This window comes from Corynebacterium suranareeae (assembly GCF_002355155.1).
GTDB classification, from domain to species: Bacteria; Actinomycetota; Actinomycetes; order Mycobacteriales; family Mycobacteriaceae; genus Corynebacterium; species Corynebacterium suranareeae.
Genome location: NZ_AP017369.1, coordinates 1,494,662 through 1,514,221, shown reverse-complemented (window position 1 = coordinate 1,514,221; position 19,560 = coordinate 1,494,662). Strand labels below are relative to the sequence as shown.

Here is a 19,560-nt window from a genome sequence, read left to right as displayed (position 1 = left end):
GGAGATCTCCAGCCCCTAAATTGAAGGGAAACTCCCCCGATGCCGTTTCCAGCGCTGTTGTTACCGCTGATTTTCTGGACAGGAATAGCCGCTTTATCCTCCTGGGCTGTCAGCCGTGCACTCCCCCTTCGCGCAGATAATTCCATTGAGATCGATGCACCGGTGGAAAAAGTGTGGGATTTCATCGAAGACGCTGATCGGGTACCTGAGTGGAATGAGCACATCGTGTACGTTCAGGCGCCTGGGGAAATCAGACAGGGCATGAAGCTGAAGATGAAAACTAAGCATCCTGAATCCAAGCGCCTGACCTTGAAGTTTCGCCCTACCGTCGATGTGCTGCGTCCGGAACGGGAATTAACCTGGTCAACGAAGATCATTGCGCGGTGGTTGTTGTCCGTTACTGACACCATCGAACTCAAACCTTTGGAAGATGGTCGCACTGAAGTTGATCAATCAATGTCTTTTAGTGGGGTGTTATCTCCAGGAGTTCCGTTTTTGGCCAGCATCAGCCGGATCAAAGAGAACTCAAACCGTAAGTTGAAGGCGCTGCTTGAGCAGGAATAGGTTGCTGCTCGGTTGGGTTTGCTAGTTTCAAATGAAAAACCGCCTCGCCCTTTAGGAACATTTAGAGGGCGAGGCGGTTTTTCTGTGATCAGATTATTCAGCGACCACGTATGGAGTCTGCTCACGGGTCGCCTTTAGACGAACCAACGTGGATTCCTTGCCCAAGAGCTCCATGGACTCAAACAGTGGTGGGGATACAGCCTCACCGGAGATACCAATGCGCAGTGCACCGAAAGCCACGCGAGGTTTCAGGCCCAGATCCTCAATAAGAGCCTTGGTCAACGCTGCTTCGATATTTGGAGTGGTCCACTCCTCCACTGCCTCCAGCGCTGCGATACCTGCATTCAGAGGCTCAACCGCGGTTTCCTTGAGGTTCTTCTTGGCTGCCTTCTCATTAAGAACCAGATCCTCATCGGCGGTAACGAGGAACTTCAGCAGATCCCAGGCTTCGCTGAGCACCTTGATGCGGGTCTGAACCAGCTCTGCTGCAATCGCGAACTTCTCGGCTGGGTAATCAGCTGGGAAGTCGGTGTACTCGGTCATGTATGCGCGCAGGCGAGCTTCGAAATCCTTTGGCTCAAGCAAACGGATGTGGTCTGCGTTGATTGCCTCAAGTTTCTTCTGATCAAAGCGCGCTGGGTTGCCCAACACGTCGGCGACATCGAAGTTGGCAATCAACTCATCGACACCAAAGATGTCCTGATCAGAAGACAAGGACCAGCCCAGCAACGCCAGGTAGTTGAGCATGCCCTCAGGGATGATGCCGTTGTCGCGGTGGTTGAACAGGCTGGACTGTGGATCACGCTTAGATAGCTTCTTGTTGCCCTCCCCCATTACAAACGGCAGGTGGCCAAAGGTTGGGGTAGCTTTTGCCACGCCAATGCGCTTGAGGGCCTCATACAGGGCAAGCTGGCGAGGGGTGGAAGGAAGCAAATCCTCACCGCGAAGCACGTGGGTTACTTCCATCAATGCATCATCAACTGGGTTTACAAGCGTGTACAAAGGCTCACCGTTGGAACGAGCCACCACGAAGTCAGGCTGGGTGAAAGACTTAAACTCAACTTCACCGCGGACCAGGTCAGTCCATTTCCAGTCCTGCTCCGGCATACGCAAACGCCAAACAGGCTTACGGCCCTCTGCTTCAAACGCTGCAACCTGCTCCTCGGTGAGATCGCGGTCAAAGTTGTCATAGCCCAGCTTTGGATCGCGCCCTGCAGCCTTGTGGCGCTCCTCAACCTCCTCAGCGGTGGAGTAGGCAGGATACACCTCGCCGGCGTCGATAAGCTGCTTTAAAACGTCCTGATAGATGTCCTTGCGCTGCGACTGGCGGTAGGGCTCGTGTGGGCCTCCCTTTTCCACACCCTCATCCCAATCCATTCCCAACCAACGCAGGGAATCGATGATGGCAGCATAGGATTCTTCAGAGTCACGGGCAGCATCAGTATCCTCAATGCGGAAAACTAACTTGCCTCCAGTGTGGCGAGCATATGCCCAGTTGAACAACGCAGTACGCACAAGTCCAACGTGAGGGGTGCCGGTGGGCGATGGGCAGAAACGAACACGAACATCAGTCATGCAGGCCATGTTAATAGCCCACACCCACCGCCCGCGCGTTTACCCCAGTTCTACTGGGATTAGAATGTCTAACCATGTCTGCCCACCGCAACCCAGCTGCTCCCACCACCGCCCCAGATTTCCTCTTGTCCAGAGGTCACGGGTCCGTGCGCACCCAAGGATCACAGGAGGCATTCACCGATCCCTGGGAGGCAGTCGACGCCTTAAAAGAAGGCCGCGTAGCCATGGTGGTGGGCGCATTGCCCTTCGAGCGGGACAAGCCGGCAGCACTTACCGTCCCCAAACGCATCATCCGCGAAGACGGCCCTCTAGAGCCCCATGCCTACTACCGGTTCGGCCCAGGATCAGTGCTTAACGCCACAGTTGCAGGCATCGACCCCTCACCGATTGAGCATTTACGACGAGTCAATGCAGCGATCAACACCATCAACAACACAGTCCTAAACAAAGTCGTCCTCGCACGTGCCGTAGACATTTCATTTGACCCACCTGTTGATCCCCTCCTGGTGGCTGCGCGCCTGATTGATAACTCGCACAACAAAGACGGATTCATCGCAGACCTCACCCCGGCTGGCACGAATTTTGACGGGCACATGCTGGTGGGATCCTCACCAGAAGTACTCATCAAACGCCAAGGCTCCACCATCTCCGCCTACCCACTAGCCGGGTCAGCCCCACGACTAGCTGATCCGAAACGCGACGAAGCCCAAGGAAAAAACCTCCTAGCCAGCGCAAAGAATCTGGAAGAACACTCCTACGTGGTCAACCACCTCCGCACAATCCTTGAACCGCTGTGCTCACAATTTGATGCCTCCCCCATCCCTGAGTTAACCAAAACCAATGAAATGTGGCACCTGGCAACACCGATAGTTGGCACCCTCAAAGACCCCAAAATCACCGCACTGGAACTAGCCATCCGAACACACCCCACACCCGCGATCTGTGGCACCCCCACCGACGCCGCCGAAGCACTCATCGTAGAAGCAGAATCCCCACGAAACTTCTACGCCGGAGCCGTCGGATGGTGCGATTCCACCGGAGACGGAGAATACATGGTAGCCATCCGCTGCGCCGAAGTATCCGGAGACGGAACCTGGGCCAGAGCATGGGCAGGTGGCGGCATCGTGGCCGACTCAGATGCACAAGAAGAATTTGATGAAACCACCGCGAAACTCCAGACAATCATGCGGTCACTGGGATTGTGATTGGTTGTTGTGATTTGGGGCATCGACTTCTTATCGGGCGACTTCCCAACCGCTGACTTCACGTGGTCGACTTCTTATCGGGCGACTTCGCTATGGTTTTCTGGATTTGCGCACTGAAGTCGTATGACGTGAAGTTGAGTACGAGAAGTCGCTACCGTGAAGTCGCCTGTTGTGAAGTCGCCCTTTGGGGTTGTGAAGCCCTGCTTAGGGTTTCCCGGTTTTTAAGTTCGAGATCTCACTTTCGATACCTCGTACTCAATTTCTTATGTTCGAGACCGTTAGGAAATCAGCCAAAAACCTCACGGTATCGGTGTTAAGAAATTGAGTTCAAGGTATTGCTCTTAAGAAATCGCCGTTAAGGTCTCGAACTCGTGGTCTCGGTAGTGAGATCTCGAACTTAACGCCACCACAAACCCCAAGAAACCCCAAAAGGCCACCCGCACAAACGAGTGACCCTTTAAAAACCCTCAAAAACCTTCAAAAACAAAAACCCTTTAAGAAACTTTCGTCGCTTTCAGCACAATATCCACGTGGTGGTGTGCGCCAGCTCCGGTTTTTACGTCGCGTTCAAAGGATTCCAATACGTCGACCTGGAAGTCTTTGCTCAGGTGTTCCGATAACCACTTTGGGGTTGCTGCGGATTCTGATTCAAAGTCGTGGTGGGTAAACAGTAGTGTTCCGCCGGGTGCGACGAGGCTTTCCAGGTGTGCAACGGAGGTGTCGTTGGCTGGGATTTGGCCGTATGAGCAGCTGACAAGGTCAAATTGGCGACCGGATTCGATGGCGAATTCGGTGAATGATACCAAGAGCACTTCCGCGCCGGCGGGTTCTGCGATTTGTTTGGCGCGTGCCACGGCGGTGGGTGCAAAGTCGATGCCGGTGGTTTTGTAGCCTCGTGCAGATAGCCACACGAGGTCAGCTCCTTCACCGCATCCAATATCTAGTGCGGTGCCGGTGGCGGGTTTTTCTCCCAGGTAGGCAATTAATGCTTGGTTGGGGTTTCCGCTCCAGATTTGTTCCGCGGAGGTGTATTGGTCCTCCATGGATTCTGGGGTGACCTCGTCGTATGCGCGGTGCTCGTGGTGGTGGCTCATGTTAGGCGTCCACGACTGGGTTGCCCAGTTTTCCGATGCCTGGGATTTCGATTTCGATGTAGTCGCCGTCGACCATTGCTTCGGTGCCTGCTGGGGAGCCGGTGGCAATGACGTCGCCTGGGAGCAGAGTCATGGAGGCGGTGATGAATTCGATGATTTCACCCATCTTCATGATCATCTGGCTGGAGTTGGAGTCCTGCTTGAGTTTGGTTTCACCGTTGTGGGTCAGGCGTGCCTTGATGGGCAGGTTGTCCAGGTCGATGGAGTTGATGTCGGTTTCAATCCATGGTCCGATGGGACCGAAGGTGTCGATGCCTTTGGCACGTGCCCATTGTCCGTCGGCGAACTGGAGGTCGCGGGAGGACACATCGTTGATGATGGTGAAGCCCAAAACAACGGACTTCCAGTCTTCTGCCTTGACATTCTTGCATGGCTTGCCAATGACTACGGCAAGTTCACCTTCGAATTCAACCTTGGTGGCAAAGGATGGGATGCGGATTGGGGAATCCGGTCCGGTGACTGATGTCGGTGGCTTCAAGAACAGGGTTGGTGGCAGGGATTCAGCGGACTTTTTGAACACTTCTGCCACGTGATCGGCGTAGTTACGGCCGATCGCAACAACTTTGCTTGGCAACATTGGCGCAAGCAGGCGTACATCTTTTAGTGGCCATTCACGGCCGGTGAACTTAGGTTCGGTAAATGGGGTACCCTCGATCTCACGCGCGGTGAGGTTGGCTACATCATCTCCTTCGCCTTCAATCGAGCAAAAACACATTCCATCTGGGGTGGCAATTCGTCCAAAACGCATGACCGACATGTTACGCGCTCGGTACATACGTGTGCACGGTGACCCCTATTCCCAAATGTCTTTTAGCGTTTGCGCCCGAAGGTTGGCGATTTGCACCAAGTACACCTCGGCGCACGCCAGCGCATCGGTTAATGCTTGGTGGTTGGAGTAATTGGGTAGCCCATAGCGTTGTCGCACGCGCGCTAGACGTAAATCTTCCCCGCGCGGGTAGGTGGACATCCTTTCCATGTGGCGGCGTTCCATGGCGAAGGTGTCCACGAGGGGCACGTCGAGAAGCGTTCCAAAATGCTTGAGGCATGCGGCCGAAATAAAATCGCGCTCGATGGGTGAAAAATGCGCCAGCATGGCGCGCCCTTCAAGGGCTTTGAGCAGCTGGGTTAGCGCGTCCTCCATGTCGATGCCGGCCGCGATCTCATCATCGGTGAGCTGGTGAATCACCGCCGACGAGCCCACCGAAAACCCTTCACTGCCACGAATCACCACGTACCCCGCGCCACTTAAATCAATCACATTGCCATTAATCGGCACCCACCCGATCGACACAATTTGATGCTCGCGCGGCTTCAGGCCAGTCGTTTCCACATCCACAGCCAACAGTTTCAGCTCTTTTAAGCTTGTCGACGCCCCCGGCCGCGGCACCTTATAAAACTCCGCCAACGCGCCAGTTGCGCGCCTAATTTTCGCTTTTCGACGCCCCCACACTAGATATTCCTCACCGGATACTTAGTAGCTAACGCCGACTGCATATCTTTAATAATGGAAAACGCATCACGCAAATGTTCCCGATCCATCTTCCCCAAGGTCTTCGGATCAATATGATAATTGGGTTTTTCCCCCACCTTGATCAACCGAGCCTGATGCTGGAACGCCATCGCCGATAAGAAATCAAAAGCATCTAACAAATCCTGCGCACCCTTCCGCGAGACATGCCCATGTCCAGCCGCAGCATTCAAACGCTCCCTAGTACCAATGGCCTTACTACCCGTGGCCAGCGCGTAAAGCCTCGCCATCTGAACAATGCCAGCAGTTCCGCCCTTTTTCACATCCAACGTGGCGCCATACTCACCAGAACGTTCCACCACTAGCCCGCGGAAAAAGCCCAAAGGCGGATCGCGCCGGGCCGCAAGGCTAGCCAAGTGAGCATGAAGACGACGTGCTCCCCTAGCCATATTTACCGCACTCTTGTGCACCTCTTTGGCCATGTCAATATCTCCGTAGATGCCTCGAAAATCAAAGAAGGTTTGAGCATGCAATAAGGCTTCTGGCTCAGGTGCCGTAATCCACGAATAGAAGGTAGAAATCCACTGATCAGCAGTTTTACGCCACTCGGGATTAGAAGCCATCATATCGCCTGGGCACAGCACTTGACCTGCTTGATCAAGACCTTGGCACACAAATTCGCTCAAGTCCGCAAAATATTGTCCATGCTTGTGTTGATCAAAAGAATTATCCAAGACAAGGGCGTTGTCTTGATCTGAGGCCAATCCCATTTCTTTCCTAGCCTGGGATCCCACCACCACAAAGCAATACGGCACTGGTGGTTCACCAAATTTCCGCTCGGCCAACACCAGCAGCCGGCGGGCAAGTGAATCCGCCGCAACTGTCAGCAGGCTACTAACTTCATCCGCAGAGGCACCCCGATCAATAAACCTTGAGGCCACCTCAGCTGCAGACTGGAAAGTATTAGCCAACTCCTCCACAGTATTTTTGCGCGATAAATCCGCCGTTAAATAAATCGGATCGTGGCGCAACAAGCGCATGATATCGGCAGCGGTAACAATGCCGGAGATTTGTCCATTATCCACAATGGGCAAATGGTGAATGCGCAGCTCCGACATCAACAACATGGCCTCAAACGCTAAGGCCTTTGACGTTGCGCACCGCGGGTCAGTGGTCATTACTTCGGACACTGGCAAATCAATATCTAGATTCTGCGCCACCACTCGGCTGCGCATATCCCGATCAGTCACAATGCCTTTGAGCTTGCCATCCGTTTGAACCAAAAGCGACGACACACCATGTTCATCCATTTTGATCGCAGCATCCTGAATGGTGGTATCAGGGCTGCATGAAATCGGATTAGCGATCTTAAAATCACCCAACTTAGTACGCAACACCTTGGTGCTGGACTCTTGGCGAAGCTGATCAGCTGCCGCGCGAATACGCTTTGACCAGCTGGAATAGTAGCGGCTCAACTCTGGGTTTCGCTTTGCCAGTTCATCAAAATCATCCCGAGCAAGACGCAACACTAGTGAATCTTCCACAGCAACCATGCGATACCGTGAATTTCGCTCTGGTCCCAGCGTGGAATATCCAAAAGATCGTCCCGCATCACGACGATCAAGCAGGGTTCCATCAGCATCAAGAACATCGACGGCGCCTGATCTAATCACCCCCATGTAATGATTGGGTGCACCGTAAGCAATGATTTCTTCACCCCTGCGGAAATAACGCATGCTCATCTTCCCCGGCAACTGATCTAATTCTTCAGCGGGTAACTGGGCGAAGGGCTCAAATCCGGCTAAGAAATCACGGATTTCTTCGAGTTCAACCGACATGACTCAACCATAAAAGAAAAAATAGTTTTTTATCCGAAAACTGCACAGATATTTCTACTGTCAAAGCCCACAGGAAAATGTAAAGTGTTTTTGATGAGAAACCTTGGGTCAAGGTTATTAAATTCTTTTCTCACCCAGTAAGCCTGGGACTCCTGGGACGAAAGTTGCATTATTCATGGAACCACGTTTATGTCATTCCACCTTTGTCCGCATTGTTTCGGCGCTTTTAGGCGTGGTGCTTTTAACTTCGTGTGTACCAAGTCCTCCAAAGTCTTTCACGCACAGCACAGCGGTGTTGCGTTATCGAACATCGGACATAAACCTAAGCGTAGTTGAGCTGGCAGCTGCGCTAGGTTATCTAGAAAATATTGAGCTCCAGGTAGTCGGGACTGTTCAAGGCGGCACTGAGGCTATTCAATCGTTGAAATCCGATGAAATCGACTTCTCTACCATTGCATTCAACGGCTTAATCATGGCTCAAGTCGCAACTGGGACACCCATCAAAGCGATCGCGGCATGTTCCGGCATGTCAAAGGATGCCACCTCCGCGCTATTGGTCCAAAATGGCAGTGAGATAGCAGAGATCGCCGATTTGGTGGGAAAAACAATCGGCATGAATATTATCGGCTCATTGGGCTCAGCCATGATGGCTCTTCATTTTCAGCAGTCAGGTTTGACGCCTTCGGAAATCTCCAGCATTACCCTGCAGCCTATCGCGGAAGAAGTAATGGTTGACCGACTTCTCCAGGGCCAGGTCGATGCGATCTGGGTTAGCGATAACACTAAAGAACGTGCACTAGCCACAGGCAATTTCGCTGTCTTAACGGAGGATGTCAACCTCTTAGGATCACGAAACACCGACAGCCTAGTGGTATCACATGATTTGATTGAAAAAGATCCAGAAACAATTTCCCACCTCGTAGATGGTGTCTCTCGAGCAATCGAATTTGAGCAAACACACACCAGCGAAGAAGTCCGTGCAGTTTACTTCGACTATCTGGAACGCACCAACCAAGATTCCCGTATCTCGGCATTTCAGCATTGGCGAAGCCTTGGGGTATCCACCCGTGGCGGATTGATCAACGATCGTGATTTCAGTATTTGGTCCGACTGGGTGGAATCACAAATCGGACCCATTGATATCAATCTTGACAATTTTTATACCAACGAGTTCAACCCATACCACAGCTGACAAGATACGAGTGTTTATTAACTCCCCGCGTGCATGATCAAGCACCCACTTTTCTAGATAGGCACTAGCTTGCCATGAAAATACGCGATAGCCGTTTATCGCTTGTTCAAGGCCTCGGGTTTCCTTAGATGAGCTATGGTGTGCATGAAGCTCCGAAAACCCGTTAAAAGCGCTTCTGGGGAGGTATGACTTTTCAAGGTAACGGCCTAAATTTGAGAGCGACCAAACCAGGAGACCCAGAATCTTCAAAAACTTAAATGCTGGGTCTCCCAGTTTGGTATTCAGCGCGATATACCAAACACAGAGACCCACAAACGTCGAAAACGTGTTTTCTGGGTCTCCTGGTCTGGTCCATGCCGGGTCCAGGGACGCAACCTCCTAAAGGCACATAATTGACCCAAGCCGGGTAAAACGCAAAAACCAGACGGCGGATAAGAAAAATTCGAATCGCCTGTCTGGTTTTTCTGAAAAGGTTTAGGCCTGAAGAGCCTTTACAATGCGGTCTCCCACCTCGGTGGTGGAAATTGGCTGAGAGTTATCGCGATCAGCGACATCTGCAGCAATCGCCTTTTCAATGCGCACTGCGTTGTCTTCATCACCAAGGTGGCGCAGCAACATAGCAGCAGACAAAATAGCGGCAGTTGGATCCGCGATGCCTTGGCCTGCAATATCTGGAGCGGAACCATGCACAGGCTCAAACATGGAAGGGTTGGTGCCGGTGGCGTCGATGTTGCCGGAGGCTGCCAGACCAATTCCACCAGAAATAGCGCCAGCTTCATCGGTGAGGATATCGCCGAAGAGGTTGTCGGTGACGATGACATCGAAACGCGAAGGATCGGTTACCAGGTAGATGGTTGCTGCGTCGATGTGGTTGTAATCAACGCTCACCTCTGGGTATTCCTTGGCTACCTCATCAACGGTGCGCTGCCACAGTCCACCACCGTGTACCAAAACGTTGGTTTTGTGCACCAGGGTGAGCTTCTTGCGGCGGCTCTGTGCGAGATCAAATGCGTAGCGAATGACACGCTCTGCGCCGTAACGGGTGTTAACAGAGGTTTCATTGGCGATTTCATGAGGGGTTCCCACACGGATTGCTCCGCCGTTTCCGGTGTATGCACCTTCGGTGCCTTCACGGACCACAACGAAATCGATCTTGCCTGGGTTACGCAGTGGAGACTCGACACCGTCATACAGCTTGGATGGACGCAGGTTGACGTGGTGATCCAAAGCAAAGCGCATCTTCAGCAGCAGGCCGCGCTCAAGAACTCCTGGAGGAACGGAACCTGGCGCACCGATGGCTCCTAGCAAAATGGCGTCATGATCACGCAGGGAAGCTAGATCCTCATCAGTGAGCAGCTCACCATTTTTAAGGTAACGGCGTGCGCCCAGATCATAATCAGTGGTCTCAATGTCGTCGCGGACGGCCTGCAAAACTTTGAGGGCTTCTGCAGTAACCTCTGGGCCGATACCGTCTCCACCAATAACAGCAAGTTTCATGTTGTGGGATTCCCTTCTCACTATATGGACTTTACTAGTGTAGCTGATTGACCACGGCTTGTATTTGACCAACAACCCCCACTACCCCATCATGGAGTGCTTGACTCAACTGAATATCATCTAGACCAGCACGAATAGGAACAGCGACGGTGGCTACAAAGTTCACATCATCGCCGTCTGCCTGCATGAAAATCGTCGAATGATCAGAATCGAGATTGGCTCGATTACACAAATGTAAAACTTCCGTTGCTTCAACCGCGCGATCGGCTTGTACTACGGCCTGGATCTTCAAAAGCTCAGGATCGTCGAGCACCACATCAACGGGAATATCCCCCAGTTCAAAGCTGATCCTTGAAGACGCTGCATCATAAGGCACTTCTTCCACGCCCTGGTCCATAAACCAGTTAGCCACCCGGACTAGGGTGACTTGTGACTGCGGGGTGGCGTCGACAAGCTTAATGTTGAGCATTGCGCCGCGTTCGCGCGGGGAGCGCTCGGGGTAAAGCGCGTGGAATTCGCGGGTGAGATCAATCGCGCCATCAAATGCTGCGGCCACGAAACCGGAAAGTTGGGACTCGCTGAGCTCTTCTCCAATGGGTAGAGAATTTATTGCAGACGCCTCCAACGCGCCCTCATCCGCCTTGAGCACCTTTGAAAGCCCCACCGGTGCATCCAACACCATTTTCGGAGTCAGGCGCGCTTGGTGAGCGGAATTTATCGCCACAATCGAACGCACATAATCTGCAGCGCTTAATTCACCCACCCATGTTGCTGTCGCACGCAACCACTCATCCCAAGTAAAAGTCAACGTGAAATGAGCTGACTCAACCACAACGGCATCAAAGCCAACTTGAGGCTCAAGCCCAGCAGAAGTTAAAACAGTGGTCAGCGTTGCAGGCAGCATGGTAATTTAAAAACCTTTCTTAGGCGAAATCTTCTTAATTAAATCTACCTGGCGCGCGCCCCAAAAAGAGTAAAACCGCCTCCCTGCTCTGATCATCACAGAAGCAAAAAGGCGGTTTTTAAGTATGGAACTAATTAATCCAGATCAACCTGGAAGGAGCTAGCGCCAAGCTCAGCGTTGATTTCTGCTTCCAGCTCTTCTGGAACAGCGGACTCAACACGCAAGATCAAGACAGCGCCATCGCCCTTTTCAGCCTGAGTCAACGCAGCAGCCTCGATGTTGATGCCAGCAGCACCCAACTTGGTGCCAACGGTACCAAGTGCGCCAGGAGCGTCAGTGTACTCAAGGAAGAGGTTCAAGCCCTCCGCACGCAGATCCAGACCACGGCCGTTGATACGGGTGATCTTTTCTACACGCTCAAGACCAGTCAAAGCACCAACAACGGTAGCGCTTGCACCCTCACCGGTGATGACCTTGACCTGCAGAACAGAACGGTGGGTTACAGACTCAGAGTTGGTCTTAACAGTGACATCCAAACCGCGCTCTTCAGCAATGCGAGGTGCGTTAACGAAAGTCACGGACTCTTCGATGATGCCGGAGAACAGACCACGAACAGCGGACAGTCCAAGTGCGTCGACCTGCTCGGTGGAGAGCTCGCCGCGGGCCTCAACCTCGATGGCGACTGGGGCGGCGTCGACAAGCTTGCCAGCAAGAAGTCCAAGCTTGCGTGCCAGATCCAGCCACACTGCAACCTCTTCGCCCACGCGGCCACCGGAAACGTTTACGGCATCCGCCACGAACTCACCTGCAAGGGCCTTTAATACGGAATCAGCAACGTCAGTACCTGCGCGATCCTGAGCCTCAACAGTGGAAGCACCCAAGTGAGGAGTCACAACAACCTGTGGCAGCTTGAACAAAGGAGAATCGGTGCAAGGCTCAGTTGCATACACATCGAAACCAGCGCCACGGATGTGTCCGGACTCAATCGCATCTGCAAGTGCCTGCTCATCAACAAGGCCACCACGAGCAGCGTTGATAATGATCTGACCCTTCTTGGACTTAGCAAGGAGCTCAGCATCAAACATGCCAGCAGTTTCCTTGGTCTTAGGAAGGTGAATGGTGACAAAATCAGAACGACCCATGAGCTCGTCCAACTCAACCAACTCAACACCTAGCTGAGCTGCACGCGCTGGGTTTGCGTAAGGATCATAAGCAACGATGGTGGTTTCAAATGCAGCAAGACGCTGAGCGAACAGCTGACCAATGTGGCCAAAACCGACGATTCCGACAGTTTTTCCAAAGATTTCTACACCATTGAAAGAAGAACGCTTCCATTCACCCTCGCGCAAAGTCTGATCTGCCGCAGGGATCTGACGAGCAGTAGACAGCAACAAAGAAATCGCGTGCTCACAAGCAGAGTGAATGTTAGAAGTTGGTGCGTTGGCAACCATGACGCCAGCTTCAGTGGCAGCAGGGATATCAACGTTATCCAGGCCTACACCAGCACGACCAACGATCTTCAAATTCGGTGCAGCTGCGATAACTTCTGCATCAACGGTGGTAGCAGATCGCACGAGCAGTGCGTCCGCTTCCTTGACTGCTTCAAGCAGTTCTGGGCGGTTAGGTCCGTCAACCCAACGGACTTCTACTGCATCTCCAAGCGCGTCAACAGTGGACTGCGCAAGCTTATCGGCGATGAGGACTACCGGACGGCCATTCTGGCTCACAAGTTACTCCTGGAAAAACTAGGAATGTCCGCCTACAACAGGCACGACCGCGTCGGCTGCAGACGTGTCCACGCCGGGTTTTGGCGTGCGACTAAAAACATTCTAAACCCACCACTGCCGGATAAGTCATCTAACCCAAGGATTCATGGTGTGAGATTTACCCCCAAAGGTGTCTCACGATGCAAAAAGGCGCACTTGAAACAGCACATACGGTTGCGTGAATTTTATTCAGCGGGCATTGGGAGGTTTCTGTTTTGGGGCGACGCATTTAAAGGCGATCTGAGGGGCCGGATTGCTTCAAATGGGTCCAAGTATGGATAGCGCACTTTGAAGGGCTTAGGGGCGATTCTGGAGCGCCCTTATTTTGGGACCACTGGGGCCATTGTTGTTCCTGAAAGGATCCTGATCAAAAATTCACCACAAGCGTGAGGTCCGACCTCAGAATCGAACGAATTTTTGCATTATTTGAAGTGGTGGACCTGATCCATTGCGCTGCCCCAGTGAATGCTGGCTACTTCCACGCTAGGTACACGCGGGACCTACTGAAAAAAACCAATAAGCCCACACAAACATTACTGATAAGACACAAACCACGGACGAGGATCAACCTCTTCATAAGTTTGCTGTGGGGTAAAAGTTGGGAAGTCTTCGTCGTAGAAATTTTTCCACGCCATGAAGAAATCTGGACTTAAACCTTCGCGCAGCATATTCCAGGTGGCGTACTTATCCCCTGGACTGCCGTGACCGTCTGCATGAAGAACGAATGCCAATTCCAGGTGATCGGTGTTTATTTGATCCCTGTTGCCTAGCATTTGCATCTGGAATTGGTGGAGAACAAACGCTTTTTGTGGCAGTTTGTTCTCAGCTACGAGGTCGGCCAACCATTGGGAGACCTCATTGATTTCCGAGGCATCGGAGGATCCAACACGTGTCATTGGTAGCTCATCGGGTCCGATTTTCCACTCAGGGTCCAATGCTAATCCAACGTTTGGGCGTTTGAGCAGTTCTTCATACAGTTTGGCTTGTTCGAGGAAGCTCGCTCGACCTGGTTGGAGATCCAAAACCGCGTAGCCACCTGCGTCGGTGATGGCATCAACGTATTCGACCAAGTCTTCCACTGGGAATTCATTGGAGTAATTGCCGTCATCTCCTGGGGATGCGGAAGCGACCGTCGCGATTACCTCAAAGGCTGGAATAACTGGCTGATCTTCAAATTGTTGGTATTGGTTGGCCAGGTCAGTTGCCCGCACAACGGCTTCTGCTGCGGGTTGTTCACCCATGGCACCTAAAGCTGGGCCGGATGGGTGGCCGTATAAGGCAACCATGCGTCGGCCTGGGAATACTAACCCTCCACCGCCGGGGAGTTCTGTGGTGACTTCTTCCCCACGCTTAATTTTGGCAGCTAATTGTTCCCCGGTACCGAATTGATCTCCTAAAGCCAACAGGGGTTTATCGGCAAGTCCCGCAACCATCTTCATCTGGTCTTGGTTGAACCGTGGGTCTGGATAATCCATGAATCGGACTTCGGCACCATACGCGCGAGCAGTAGCAACAGCAGAAATGCCACTTTCTGGGCTGGCTAAAACAATAGGCGACATTTCCCCATCACGCTTGGATTGCAATGGGAACGCGTCAAGCTTTTCATCCGTCGATGAGGCTTTGACTCCACCCCACGATGGCACCAATAGGGTTTGCTCATCCGGGGTCAATGTTGAGGTTTCACGCACAACATCTGCAACTGTTTCAACCTCTTTGGTTTCAAACTGCAATGCCGTGAGCTGCGCAAGCCCTTCCTCGGTACCGTTATCGTGGATGATTTTGGTGATCACGTCATTTTCAGCCAGGTCCGGTAGCGCTGAACCAACGAGCAGCACCGTTGATGCCCCCAGCCGCTCAATTTCTGCGGTTACCTCGGCATCGTTGCCGCCTGGCGCATGCAAAACTGGCGCGTGCGCCACCACACCGATGGATGCCGCGCGTAATTCCTCAGCAATCCCAGCGCCAGAAACGACAACAATATCGGAGTCATCAAAAAATAACTCACTGGTTTTCACTCCGGAATAGCCGGTATCACTAATCACCGTCGGGCTATCCGGAAAATCCTCCGACACCACGCGCGCGACGTTTTCCGCACGCGCCTCGCGGTAGGGCGAATTGTCTACAACTTCGCTTGTCGACGCGCCATCCGCCGTCACCTCCGCAGCGCCCGTGGCGCCTTCTTGGTCAGTGCTGGTTGAGCAGGACACTAAACCAAGCGCCACCACCGCAGAAGTGGTTGCTGCAATGATGCGACGAGCCGGGGATTTTAGATGTGCCAAATGGTTGTCCTTTTCCTAAGACCTACTGTTTTGCACAATCCTAACCGAGGAGGTGGACATCACTCCTCGATGGTGCCCCCGAAGGCGTCCGGACCATCATGTCCACCAGTCAGATCTGCTTCATTAACGTCCCTGACTACCGGCTTGCCGATTGCATCTTCCACCATTTCGATGAAGTTCTTGCGGCGATCAGCAAAGAAATGCGTGGTGTTGGAGCTGTGCAAATCTTCAGCACTCAACAGGTGGGTATCGAGCATCTGATCAAATTCCTCATCACCCATCAGCGATTTGGATTGCACCCTCGACAAGTACCGAGATGGCGGGGTGTCCCCGATGACCACTTCCGTACGGCGTCCCATGGGCGTGCGGTTTAATACGGATTCTGTCAGCACCGGATCAAGTCCACGTTCCTTGCACCACTTGGTGGGGAAGATCTGGTGGAAATTGCATCCCAATTCATCAAAAGTCCAGCGATCAAACTGTTGACCAGTGCGCCAGTCGCGTGCTCCCCTGCCCATGAGCAGAGCAAAAATACCCTTCCACACACCGGTGTCTTCAGTAGCACTAAGCAAACGTGATTCATGGAAGACGGTATCGCGGATAGTTTTAGGCACAACTGCGGTCTCGCCGGCGCCCTCACGAATCCACGCTGTCACCTGATCTGTATCGCGTCCAGAACGTGCGATTACGGCTGGGGAACCATACAGCTCACCCAACACACCACTCCAGAACCACTGGTTCAACCGATCCCAAGAACGTGTTGTTGCTAGCTCTTCAGCGTCAAGCAACGTGAGGATAACAGCCAACGGAACAATCTGCGCGGTATAAGGAACTTGGTCCAAGCTTAAAATGCACCTTTGGCGCAAAAACTCTGCTGCTTCATCAAAACCTTTGATCATTTCCTCTGCAGCTGGAATGTATTCCGCCAGAGTCAGATTCAAAATGTCCTCACGGTACCCAGAGGCGTGACCTTTTCGGGCACTGACCAGCAAAGACACTGCCGTGAGAAATTCAGTACTGCCAATACCGTCTAGGGCTGGGTGTTGGCGCAGGTGACGCTCGATCCGTGCCCAATCATCACGCAAGGAAAACTCGGTGCCAACGGATTCGTCGGCAGCAAAAACAGCAGTGAGCAGATCAAAGACATCCATCTGCAATCCCGAGCTGTTTGCTTGGGCAAAGATCGAGCCCACTCCACCCTTTGCGGTCTCACGATCAAGGCGGATCATCGGAATGTCATAGCTAACTAAAGATTTAACAATGTGCGATTGGAAGCGCTTGGCGTGTTCACGAGCACCTTCTCCAGCGACATCTGCCAAATCAAAAAGGAAATCCGTGCCTCTATCATCAAGCAGCACTGAAACAGGAAGGCACCCGTTTTCTAATGCGGTTTCTAAATCAACGATGCCGCCCTCAACAACAGGACCAAAGTGGGACTTAATTTCACCGTTTTCATCAACTGAGAACACAGCTTCATCGGGCATAACCGGAGATTCAGTTGCCTTGGCAACGTCGATATAAAACTTGCGGATTACCTTTTTTGATCGGAAATCCACCGTGTTTACATAACCGTCACCGCTGAAGCAATGATAAAGAGTAGTCAACCGCTGCTGGCCGTCGAGAAGCAATAAGCCTGGGTCCTTGCCCGTATCTGGGGCGCCGGCTAGCGGCCGTGGCCGGAAACGCATTTCCTCGCCACGGGTGTCAAGTGCCATAAACACTCCGACTGGAAAACCACGAAGAACAGTGGTTATAAGGCTTCGGATGCGATCAACATCCCAAGCGTAATCCCGTTGAAAATCAGGAAGTTGGATATCGCCTCGGTCAATGCGGGCGAAGAGATCATTTAGCGGATAGCTTGGTGTGGAAAACCCCATGGCAGTTACTATATATCAGCACACACTTTCATGATTGCTGTGATCTACACTTTCCAATTGAATCGTTGAATGAAAAATGCCAAGTTTGGATAGTTCCGCTTCTGCCCGATCCAACACGCCACAGCTGTGCAACTGAGTTGAAGTTGTATCCACCACTAAATGCACCGTGGCCAGGATTTCTTTTCCATCAATGCTCCAAATGTGGAGATCGTGGACATCGCTGACACCTGGGACCTTACGAAGTGCTGCGTCGACTTCTGCAGGCTCCGCGCCGGTAGGAACACGCTCCAACAGGATATTGAGAGCTTCCTTCAGGAGGCTGAATGCGCGAGGAATAATAATCGCAGCAATCGCAATCGAAGCAATTGTATCGGCCGGCATCCACCCGGTGTAGCGAATCACCAAACCAGCAACAATCACAGCAACGGACCCCAACATGTCGCTGAGCACATGGAGGAAGGCACCACGCATATTAATGTTGCCGTCCTGATGGCGCATGAGCACCAACGCTGAAATTCCGTTGGTGATAAATCCAATAACGGCAACAATAAGCATCAGGTTGGTCTGGATTTCAATATCTTTACCCAAACGCATGATGGCTTCCACAACGATCCATACTGAAAGTGCTGTGACAACAGTTGCGTTAACCATGGCTGCCAAGACCTCTGCGCGCTTATACCCGTAGCTGGCGCGGTCTGTCTTGGCTTTACGTCCAATGAGCATGGCTACTGCTGCAATGATCAATCCAGTGGAATCGGACAGCATGTGCATGGCATCTGCAAGCAATGCTAAAGATCCAGAAATAAGGCCTGCGATTAATTCCGCAAAGAAGATGACGGAGGTGAAAATGATGACCGCAAAAAGGGCCCTGAGGGAGCTGGGAGCGTGGGAGTGGTCATGTGAGTGCCCATGACTATGCGAATGGTGATCGTGGTTTTCCATGACCCCAGCTAAGCACACTTGCAATCTTATTGAAAGCTTATTGAAAATAAGGGGGTGGTGGTAGGTTGACCCCTAAAATCCCACTCTTGGCAAAAACTAAAGGCATCTTTCGGATAAAAATCCGAAAAATGCCTTTAGTTAAGTTAAGTACTAGACTTAAGCGGTTTCTGCGCGAGCGTCAACCTTAACCCAGCTCATCAGATCGCGGAGCTTAGCACCGGTCTCCTCGATTGGGTGGTTGTTGTAGGAAGCACGAAGACCCTCAAGCTCGGTGTTACCGTTCTCAACGTTTGCGATGAGGCGCTTGGTGAAGGTGCCGTCCTGAATATCGGTCAGGATGTCCTTCATGCGGGACTTAGTGTCTGCATCGATGACGCGTGGGCCGGAGAGGTAGCCACCGAACTCAGCGGTGTCAGAAACAGAGTAGTTCATGTTGCTGATGCCACCTTCGAACATGAGGTCAACGATGAGCTTGAGCTCGTGAAGAACCTCGAAGTATGCCATCTCTGGCTCGTAGCCAGCTTCGGTGAGAACCTCGAAGCCAACCTTGACCAGTTCCTCGGTGCCACCGCAAAGAACAGCCTGCTCACCGAAGAGGTCGGTAACGGTCTCAGCTTCGAAGGTGGTTGGGATAACGCCAGCGCGTGCGCCACCAATTGCAGCTGCGTAGGACAGTGCCAGAGCCTGTGCGTTTCCGGTTGGGTCCTGATCAACTGCGATGAGGCAAGGAACACCCTTGCCGTCAACGAACTGACGGCGAACCAAGTGGCCTGGGCCCTTAGGCGCAACCATGCCAACGATGATGTCATCAGCAGGCTTGATCAGGTCGAAGTGGATGTTCAGGCCGTGGCCGAACAGCAGTGCGTCGCCTGCGTTCAGGTTTGGCTCAATGTCGTTGGTGAAGATTTCTGCCTGGGAGGTATCAGGAGCCAGAAGCATGATGACGTCAGCCCAAGCTGCAGCCTCAGCGGTGGTCTTAACCTCGAAGCCTGCTTCCTTTGCCTTCTCAGCGGACTTGGAGCCCTCACGCAGACCGATAACAACCTCAACGCCAGAATCGCGGAGGTTCTGGGAGTGTGCGTGGCCCTGGGAGCCGTAGCCAACAATGGCAACCTTGCGGCCCTGGATCAAGGACAGGTCAGCGTCAGCATCATAAAGCAGTTCAATAGCCATGGGAGAAAATCTCGCCTTTCGTAAAAAATTTTGGTGAAAAGATGTCTGCCCCACTTTAAATCGTGGGAGCGTCGCTCGCTAGGGCAGACAACTACATTATTGTTCTACCACACACATGTAATCAGC

The 19,560-nt window shown here is 52.5% G+C and carries 15 protein-coding genes; 3 read left to right on the top strand and 12 right to left on the bottom strand.

Features of this window, described 5'->3' with window-relative positions; translation table 11 throughout:
- The first annotated feature begins 39 nt into the window (after positions 1-39).
- On the top strand, positions 40-564 hold the full coding sequence (locus tag N24_RS07125; protein ID WP_096455607.1) for an SRPBCC family protein: 525 nt from the start codon (positions 40-42) through the stop codon (positions 562-564).
- Positions 565-657: 93 nt separating this feature from the next.
- Here the strand turns inward: N24_RS07125 and gltX are convergent, their stop codons facing one another.
- Positions 658-2,148, bottom strand: a complete 1,491-nt coding sequence (gene gltX / locus N24_RS07120) for a glutamate--tRNA ligase (protein ID WP_167382052.1) — start codon at positions 2,146-2,148, stop codon at positions 658-660.
- 65 nt (positions 2,149-2,213) lie between these two features.
- Here gltX and N24_RS07115 point away from each other — a divergent pair, with 65 nt between their 5' ends.
- Positions 2,214-3,344 (top strand): isochorismate synthase, encoded by a 1,131-nt coding sequence (locus N24_RS07115; RefSeq protein WP_096455603.1) that lies wholly within the window; start codon positions 2,214-2,216, stop codon positions 3,342-3,344.
- Positions 3,345-3,838: 494 nt separating this feature from the next.
- On the opposite strand, the gene N24_RS07110 is transcribed toward N24_RS07115, so the two are convergent.
- From N24_RS07110 to N24_RS07095, 4 genes are read right to left on the bottom strand one after another with little or no spacing between them, the layout of a single operon-like run.
- A complete protein-coding gene (locus tag N24_RS07110; protein ID WP_096455601.1) occupies positions 3,839-4,438 on the bottom strand; it encodes a class I SAM-dependent methyltransferase in 600 nt (199 codons plus the stop codon).
- Position 4,439: 1 nt separating this feature from the next.
- Positions 4,440-5,246 carry a fumarylacetoacetate hydrolase family protein gene (locus N24_RS07105; RefSeq protein WP_096459893.1) on the bottom strand — a complete coding sequence of 269 codons (807 nt, stop codon included), beginning with the start codon at positions 5,244-5,246 and terminating at the stop codon, positions 4,440-4,442.
- Between the two features lie 45 nt (positions 5,247-5,291).
- Positions 5,292-5,948, bottom strand: a complete 657-nt coding sequence (locus N24_RS07100; protein WP_096455599.1) for an exonuclease domain-containing protein — start codon at positions 5,946-5,948, stop codon at positions 5,292-5,294.
- Complete coding sequence (locus N24_RS07095) at positions 5,948-7,804, bottom strand: CBS domain-containing protein (protein WP_096455597.1); 1,857 nt, start codon at positions 7,802-7,804, stop codon at positions 5,948-5,950. The genes N24_RS07100 and N24_RS07095 overlap by 1 nt, the downstream gene beginning before the upstream one ends.
- Positions 7,805-7,979: 175 nt before the next feature.
- On the opposite strand from N24_RS07095, the gene N24_RS07090 reads away from it, so the two are divergent.
- Positions 7,980-8,996 (top strand): ABC transporter substrate-binding protein, encoded by a 1,017-nt coding sequence (locus N24_RS07090; protein ID WP_096455595.1) that lies wholly within the window; start codon positions 7,980-7,982, stop codon positions 8,994-8,996.
- Positions 8,997-9,470: 474 nt separating this feature from the next.
- On the opposite strand, the gene N24_RS07085 is transcribed toward N24_RS07090, so the two are convergent.
- The 7 genes from N24_RS07085 to ilvC form a co-directional block, all read right to left on the bottom strand.
- Positions 9,471-10,493, bottom strand: coding sequence for a 3-isopropylmalate dehydrogenase (locus N24_RS07085; RefSeq protein WP_096455593.1), 1,023 nt, complete (start codon positions 10,491-10,493; stop codon positions 9,471-9,473).
- A 34-nt stretch (positions 10,494-10,527) separates the two neighbouring features.
- Positions 10,528-11,397, bottom strand: a complete 870-nt coding sequence (locus N24_RS07080; protein ID WP_096455591.1) for a YbjN domain-containing protein — start codon at positions 11,395-11,397, stop codon at positions 10,528-10,530.
- Positions 11,398-11,531: 134 nt separating this feature from the next.
- Positions 11,532-13,124, bottom strand: coding sequence for a phosphoglycerate dehydrogenase (serA, locus tag N24_RS07075; RefSeq protein ID WP_096455589.1), 1,593 nt, complete (start codon positions 13,122-13,124; stop codon positions 11,532-11,534).
- Between the two features lie 572 nt (positions 13,125-13,696).
- On the bottom strand, positions 13,697-15,442 hold the full coding sequence (locus tag N24_RS07070) for a cell wall-binding repeat-containing protein (protein ID WP_096455587.1): 1,746 nt from the start codon (positions 15,440-15,442) through the stop codon (positions 13,697-13,699).
- 59 nt (positions 15,443-15,501) lie between these two features.
- Positions 15,502-17,319 (bottom strand): GmrSD restriction endonuclease domain-containing protein, encoded by a 1,818-nt coding sequence (locus N24_RS07065; protein WP_096455585.1) that lies wholly within the window; start codon positions 17,317-17,319, stop codon positions 15,502-15,504.
- Positions 17,320-17,334: 15 nt separating this feature from the next.
- Entirely contained in the window at positions 17,335-18,261 is a 927-nt protein-coding gene (locus N24_RS07060) for a cation diffusion facilitator family transporter (protein WP_096455583.1), read from the bottom strand.
- A 156-nt stretch (positions 18,262-18,417) separates the two neighbouring features.
- Complete coding sequence (gene ilvC, locus N24_RS07055; protein WP_096455581.1) at positions 18,418-19,434, bottom strand: ketol-acid reductoisomerase; 1,017 nt, start codon at positions 19,432-19,434, stop codon at positions 18,418-18,420.
- Positions 19,435-19,560 lie beyond the last annotated feature (126 nt).

What these genes read in the sequence shown, in the direction of transcription:
- N24_RS07125 (WP_096455607.1), top strand. Translation starts at nt 40, where the DNA reads ATGCCGTTTCCAGCGCTGTTGTTACCGCTGATTTTCTGGACAGGAATA.
- gltX (WP_167382052.1), bottom strand. Translation starts at nt 2,148, where the DNA reads ATGGCCTGCATGACTGATGTTCGTGTTCGTTTCTGCCCATCGCCCACC.
- N24_RS07115 (WP_096455603.1), top strand. Translation starts at nt 2,214, where the DNA reads ATGTCTGCCCACCGCAACCCAGCTGCTCCCACCACCGCCCCAGATTTC.
- N24_RS07110 (WP_096455601.1), bottom strand. Translation starts at nt 4,438, where the DNA reads ATGAGCCACCACCACGAGCACCGCGCATACGACGAGGTCACCCCAGAA.
- N24_RS07105 (WP_096459893.1), bottom strand. Translation starts at nt 5,246, where the DNA reads ATGCGTTTTGGACGAATTGCCACCCCAGATGGAATGTGTTTTTGCTCG.
- N24_RS07095 (WP_096455597.1), bottom strand. Translation starts at nt 7,804, where the DNA reads ATGTCGGTTGAACTCGAAGAAATCCGTGATTTCTTAGCCGGATTTGAG.
- N24_RS07090 (WP_096455595.1), top strand. Translation starts at nt 7,980, where the DNA reads ATGGAACCACGTTTATGTCATTCCACCTTTGTCCGCATTGTTTCGGCG.
- N24_RS07085 (WP_096455593.1), bottom strand. Translation starts at nt 10,493, where the DNA reads ATGAAACTTGCTGTTATTGGTGGAGACGGTATCGGCCCAGAGGTTACT.
- N24_RS07080 (WP_096455591.1), bottom strand. Translation starts at nt 11,397, where the DNA reads ATGCTGCCTGCAACGCTGACCACTGTTTTAACTTCTGCTGGGCTTGAG.
- N24_RS07065 (WP_096455585.1), bottom strand. Translation starts at nt 17,319, where the DNA reads ATGGGGTTTTCCACACCAAGCTATCCGCTAAATGATCTCTTCGCCCGC.
- N24_RS07060 (WP_096455583.1), bottom strand. Translation starts at nt 18,261, where the DNA reads ATGGAAAACCACGATCACCATTCGCATAGTCATGGGCACTCACATGAC.
- ilvC (WP_096455581.1), bottom strand. Translation starts at nt 19,434, where the DNA reads ATGGCTATTGAACTGCTTTATGATGCTGACGCTGACCTGTCCTTGATC.